This window comes from Nostoc sp. CCY 9925, assembly GCF_963920935.1.
GTDB lineage: Bacteria > Cyanobacteriota > Cyanobacteriia > Cyanobacteriales > Nostocaceae > Nostoc.
On sequence record NZ_CAWUDO010000201.1, the window covers coordinates 1 to 6,033 of the forward strand.

The 6,033-nt window shown below is 43.9% G+C and carries 2 protein-coding genes; both read right to left on the reverse strand.

Translation table 11 applies throughout. The annotated features are described in order from the left end of the window. Positions 1 to 284: 284 nt before the first annotated feature. A complete protein-coding gene (locus ACM0OY_RS39050; protein WP_414574075.1) occupies positions 285 to 5,333 on the reverse strand; it encodes a PAS domain S-box protein in 5,049 nt (1,682 codons plus the stop codon). Positions 5,334 to 5,749: 416 nt separating this feature from the next. After that, on the reverse strand, positions 5,750 to 6,033 hold a 284-nt coding region (locus tag ACM0OY_RS39055), incomplete at its 5' end, for a hypothetical protein (RefSeq protein ID WP_414574076.1).

Genomic DNA, 6,033 nt, shown 5'->3' on the forward strand with positions numbered 1-6,033 from the left:
TTCCTAGCTTCCATGCTTTCAAAATGTCCTAACCTGTGTGACTACGGCTATATGTAATTTTCACAAATGATTTAGGATGGCTATATTAGCAAGGATAACAAGCCGTACAGCAACAGAAATTAAGCCACACCTTGATATAATGCTTGAGCATTTTTTTCATAAACCGATCTTCAAACCCCAACACCAAGCGAAAAGTCGGGGCTGCGGCTTCCCCCGCTCTGAACTTTTCAAGACAGAGAATTTTAAGCGTGTTGCCTATTGCCTATTGCCTATTGCCTGCTATATCAATTACCAATCAGATTCACGATCGCATTAGCTAAATCCATTGGTTCTACAGGTTTCGGTAGGTGTTTTTGAAACCCAGCTGCTAGTGCTTGATTATAATTAATTTCTCCAGCATAAGCAGTCAAAGCGATAGCCGGAATCTCTCCGCCTTTTTCTGGCGGCAATTTTCTCACTTGGCGCAGCAGCATGTAGCCATCCATCAAGGGCATTCCAATATCGCTTAACAAGATATCTGGCTGGGAATCAGCTAGTGCTTCTAATGCTTCGGCTGCGGATGCAACTGCGGTTACAGTTGCTCCATACTGTTCTAAGGCAAAGCTAAAAAAGTCACGTACATCTGCTTGGTCATCCACAAGCAAAATTTGCACTCCCAAAAGTAATGAATCTTCAGTATCCAGTTCTAAGTTAGAAGGTTCCGGGCTGGGAACTCGTAAATCGGCACTTTTGAGCAAAGGTAGCTTAACTGTAAAGGTTGCCCCTTGTCCTTCTCCTAGACTATCTACCTCAACTGTACCACCGTGAAGTTCAACTAAATGACGCACAATTGCTAGTCCTAATCCCAATCCACCAAATATCCTAGTTGTCTTGGCATCTGCTTGGCGGAAGTAGTCAAAGACGTGAGGCAAAAACTCTGGGCTGATTCCCTTACCTGTATCAATCACCTGAATTTGAGCATCCAAGTCAATCTTTTCTAGACGTACTTCTACTCGTCCTCCCTGAGGTGTAAATTTTACAGCATTGGAGAGTAAATTCCACATGATTTGTTGCAAGCGATCGCCATCGCCTAAAACTTTGCCGATATCATTCAGCACTGTTTGAATTTCGATTGACTTGGCTTCTGCTGCTAAACGTACCGTTTCTTGGGCAGCAGCGATCGCAACTTTTAAATCCACTGCATGGAGATTTAAACTCAACTTCCCTTGTAAAATCCGCGACACATCCAGCAGGTCTTCAATCAGTTGGGTTTGTAACTTGGCGTTGCGTTCAATTGTTTCCAAGGCACGGATTTTAGTCGCTTCGTCGAACTTGCGGGTTCTGAGTAACTTTGCCCAGCCTAAAATCGGGTTGAGGGGAGTTCTCAATTCATGAGAAAGAACCGCGAGGAATTCATCTTTAATTCGGTTGGCTGTTTCAGCTTGTGCCCGTGCAGTCTTTTCTGCTTCGTAAAGTTGAGCGCGGGCAATGGCTTGGCCACATTGTTGTCCCAATGTCAATATGAATCCCCGGTCTTCTTCGTTAAATGCTTGGGCAGTAGCAAAGCTGAATCCCAGTGCACCAATGGCTTTACCCTCTGTTATCAGAGGTACAGAAGCCCAAGCATTATTTCCAGTCACAACTATAGCATCAACTAAGTCGGGATAATTTGCCATCAAGGCTTCTAAATTTTGGTAAAAAATAGGCTTCTTAGTTCTGACTGTTTCAGCGATTTGGTTAGCAGCAGTGATGGGAAAATTTGCCCAGGTATCTATGATTGATTTTGGATAGCCAGTTGCTTGTACAACTTTCAAGGTGGTATTTCCCTGAGTCAGTAATACAACAGAACCAGCACAGGCTCCCAAGGCAGCAATTCCTTGGTTCATCACCACATCAGCTACTTCTTGAGGAGTGAGGGCTTCCGAGAGGGCGGCGGTGATACTTTGTAAAAGTACGGTACGATTGACAGAACGCTCAGCGGCTTGTTTTGCCTGTTGAGTTTCTTGGTAGAGTCTGGCATTGTCAATAGCTGTAGCCGCACGCCGAGCAATATCTTCTGCTAAAGCTAAGTCTGCCTGTTGGTAGTGCCGACCTGACTCAGCTGTAAAAAAAGAGATTGCCCCAAATAATTGCCCGCGGGAACGCACTGGAATCACCATTAAAGAATGAATACCCAGGCTTTGCAGTAATTCCAGATGCTCCTGGTCTTGAGCCATCACCAGAAGATGAGAGTCACATAATTTGTGATAAAAGACAGATATTCCTAACTGTAGCTGCTGCACAAGGTGTTGTGCCCCGCTTTTGGGTGGATAACGGCGTTGGATTTGGTCTAAGATATTTTGTTTTGTCGGGTCAGCAATGGCGATCGCAATTTGTTTACTTGACCAATCTTCCTGAAAAACATCTACAATACACCAATCAGCCAAGGTAGGAACTGCTAAATTGGCCACATTGGCTAAGGCTATTTCATAATCTAAAGAAGCAGCCAGTAGGGTGCTGGCTTCAACTAAAAACTGTTGGGTGGCTTCAACTCGTTTGCGTTCGCTAATATCTTCGATGATGCCTAACGCATATTTGAGTTGTCCTTTACTATCCCAAACTGCTGATGAAGTTAAGTTAGTCCAAACAATAGAACCATCTTTGCGGATGTAGCGTTTTTCTAGAGAATAACCATTAATTTCTTCTTGTGCCAAAACTCGCCGAGCATTTTCTCTATCAGCTTCTAAGTCGTCAGGATGAGTAATTTCTTGGAAGTTCATCTGCATTAACTCTTCATGGCTGTACCCAGTAATCTCGCACAGTGCCGGATTAACCTGAAGAAATTGTCCATCCAAGTTTACCAGAGCAATGCCGACAGCAGCTTGGTTGAACATGGCTCGGAATCTTTCTTCGCTTTCTCGCAAGGCAACTTCTGTTTGTTTGGCTGCTGTCACATCTGCCAGAATCATGCCAATTCCCACTGTTTCGCCCATGCGATTGTTGACTGGGTAATAGTTGCCTAGCCAGTGTTGGTAATTTTCGGGTTGTCCTGGTGTGTGGGTACTAATTTGGACATTCAGCAGTGGTTCTCCAGTCTCCAACACCCGTTGTAACTGTACTTCCAACTCAGCCGCCATTTCTGGTAGGACTTCTTGAAATTTGCGTCCTAAGTGTTCTTCTATGGTTAAACCGTTAATGTCAGCGAATACCTGATTAATGCGGATATATCGCAGTTGGCGATCTAAAAAGCATACAGCAACGGGAGCAGCTCCTAGTAGAGCATCTAGAAGAGATAGAGATTCGGCGTAATGTACTAGAGCTTGGTGAATGTCTCGATAGAGTTGGGCATTTTCCACTGCTAAGGCAGCACGATAGGCGACATCTGTTGCTAAAGTCAAGTCAGAGCGATGGTAGCGACGGTCTGATTCGGCGGTGACAAAGCTGATAGTGCCGAGTACTCGCCCTCTTGCGATTAACGGCACAATCATCACAGACTTCATCCCTAATTGTCGAACAACTTCTAAGTGTTCCTGATTCTGAGTATTTGCCACTAATAGCGAGTCAGAGATTTCGGGGATGAGTTCGCTTTGCCCAGTTTGCAGTACTTTAGTAATTGCGCTTATACCTTTGTCATCTTGAGTATACTGCTGGAGTTGACGCGCCAACTCGGCTTTGGATGGGTCTGCATGGGCAATAGCTAAGCGGCGAATGGAACCATCTTCATTGACAATATCGACGCTACACCAATCTGCTAGTTGGGGAACTGAAATTTTGGCAATTTGTTCTAAGGTTTCTTCGTAATCTAAGGAAGTAGATAGTACACTACTAACCTGGGCAATATAGCGGAGTCTATCTTCAGCCTGCTTGCGCTCTGTAATATCCAAAACAAAGAAAGCTCCTCGCTCAAAAGTCCCTTCAAACTGGCTAGCACCTACCAAAATTGGAAAGTGTGAGCCGTCTTTACGGATATATTCTTTTTCATAGGGGGTGCAAGAGGGGCTGTTTTGCAGTTGAATCAGTGCTTGCTCATCGAGTAGTCTATACCCTGGTGGAGTCAGGTTTTGCCAGTTAAGTTTCCCAGAAACTAATTCTGCACGAGAATAACCCAACATATTCAAAAATGCATCATTGGCGTCTGTGATTTTGCCGTCTTTCTCCCAGAAGCCAATGCCAATCATATTTGACTCAACTATGCTGCGAAACTTGGCTTCGCTTTCCCGTAATGTTTGCTCAGATTGCTTTTGTTGAGTGATATCAATGGATGTGATACCTACTCCTAGCAACTGCCCATCTGGTAAACACACTGGATAATAGCTGACTAGACCATAACGATACACCCCAGGCGGATAAGTTTCACCACTGACTTCCTGGTTAAGTAAGGGCTGCTTGCTTGCCATCACTTGCTCAAAGACAGGCTCGATTTGCTCTGCCCATTCCGGTAGGACTTCCCGAAAGGTACGACCAATATGTTGACTTAGTGGTACACCATTAACGGCTGCTAAGGCTTCATTAGCGTGAACGTAGCGAAGTTCGGTATCAAGGAAAGCCAGCGCTACTGGCGAAGTTGTTACCCAAGCATTAAGCAATGCTAAAGATTCATCTTTTTGCTGAAGGGCTTGCTGGAGTTGTTTCTGCAATTTGGTCTTTTCCAGTTGTGCCTGCTGGCGTTGGGTAATATTCACAGCCACGCAAGTAATACCATGAATGCTATTATCTGCATCCTTTAGCGGTTCAATCAGCAAATCATAGTAACGGTTTTCTCCACACGCTGGCAGACAAACCTCTTCACGGGTAGAAAGACCAGTTTTTAATACTCTTTGTTTAATTGTCGTCAATTGCTCTGCTACTGAGGCGGGAAATAATTCAGCATCAGACTTACCCAGGATTTCTTGTGCGGTGTCTCCACTTTGAGGATTATGAATCCATTGGTATCGCAAATTGCGATCGTGCTGAAATATCATAATATCTGAACTGCTCAAAGCTAAGCGAAATCGTTCTTCAGAGACTTTGAGCTTTTGTAAATTTAGATCGGCCCCTCTTTTAGCAGTCTTTAATGCCTCACATAAAATACTAAAGAGCAATCCCTGTAATGCAAACAACCCGATTCGCACAGAATTGGATAGGTCAAAACTCAGTTGAAAAACTGGTGGTAGGAAGAAGTAATTGCTCAGTAGCACAGATAAGAAGGTTGCCAACAGCCCTGATTTCAAACCACCATACCAGGCACTCACCATTACAGCGCTAAAAAATAGTAAAAAAGGAGTTCCGCTCATGCTTAGCCAGGGGTTTAGCATCAGCATTAGCACTAATGCAAATGTGACGTTTAATACAGCAATCCCATAACGCAGTAATTGGGAATAATGAATATGGAGCATCAAAATCTTGGGGATTAACCAATACTTATTGCAGAGGCTGTACACACCCTAAGCTAGTTTGCAAATTTTAGGAATTTATCTCTAGATAGATTTTTGTCTAGTTTTCAAAACTTCTTTTGCTAGAAGCTAATTATCGAATTATGTAGTAAACATAGCCAAAATTTCTGATTAATCTTCTATAGCCATAAAATTGATTTGCTGACGATAAATACCCGATTTCCAAAAAGGTGGTCACCTCAATTAATCGTAAAACTTAGAGAATAAAATCTACTAATGGGCTGGTTGTTTATTAATTAGCCGGAAGATAATACTCCTATTTAGCTTCAAAAGGGTGATTAGCTACTCCCGTACAGACAAGGGTTAATTGCGTCTGTGTACTCTCTACTCCTAACCGTGTACACACCTGACTTTTCACGTCATGTGGAAAAGCTAACGCAAAACCTAACCCCCCAGCCCCCTTCCCTACTAGGGAAGGGGGAGAAATCAAAGCCTCTCTCCTTGCAGGGGAGAGGAATGGAAGCGGGGTTTTCCAGATACCGTGAAAAGTCAGGTACACACAAGTCTTTTAGAGTTACTACGCCAGTAGGCGGCTTAGTTTTTACAAGGCGCAACTCAATTGCAGGACGATGCAACTCAATTGCAGGACGATGCAACTCAATTGCAGGGCGATGCAACTCAATTGCAGGGCGATGCAACTCAA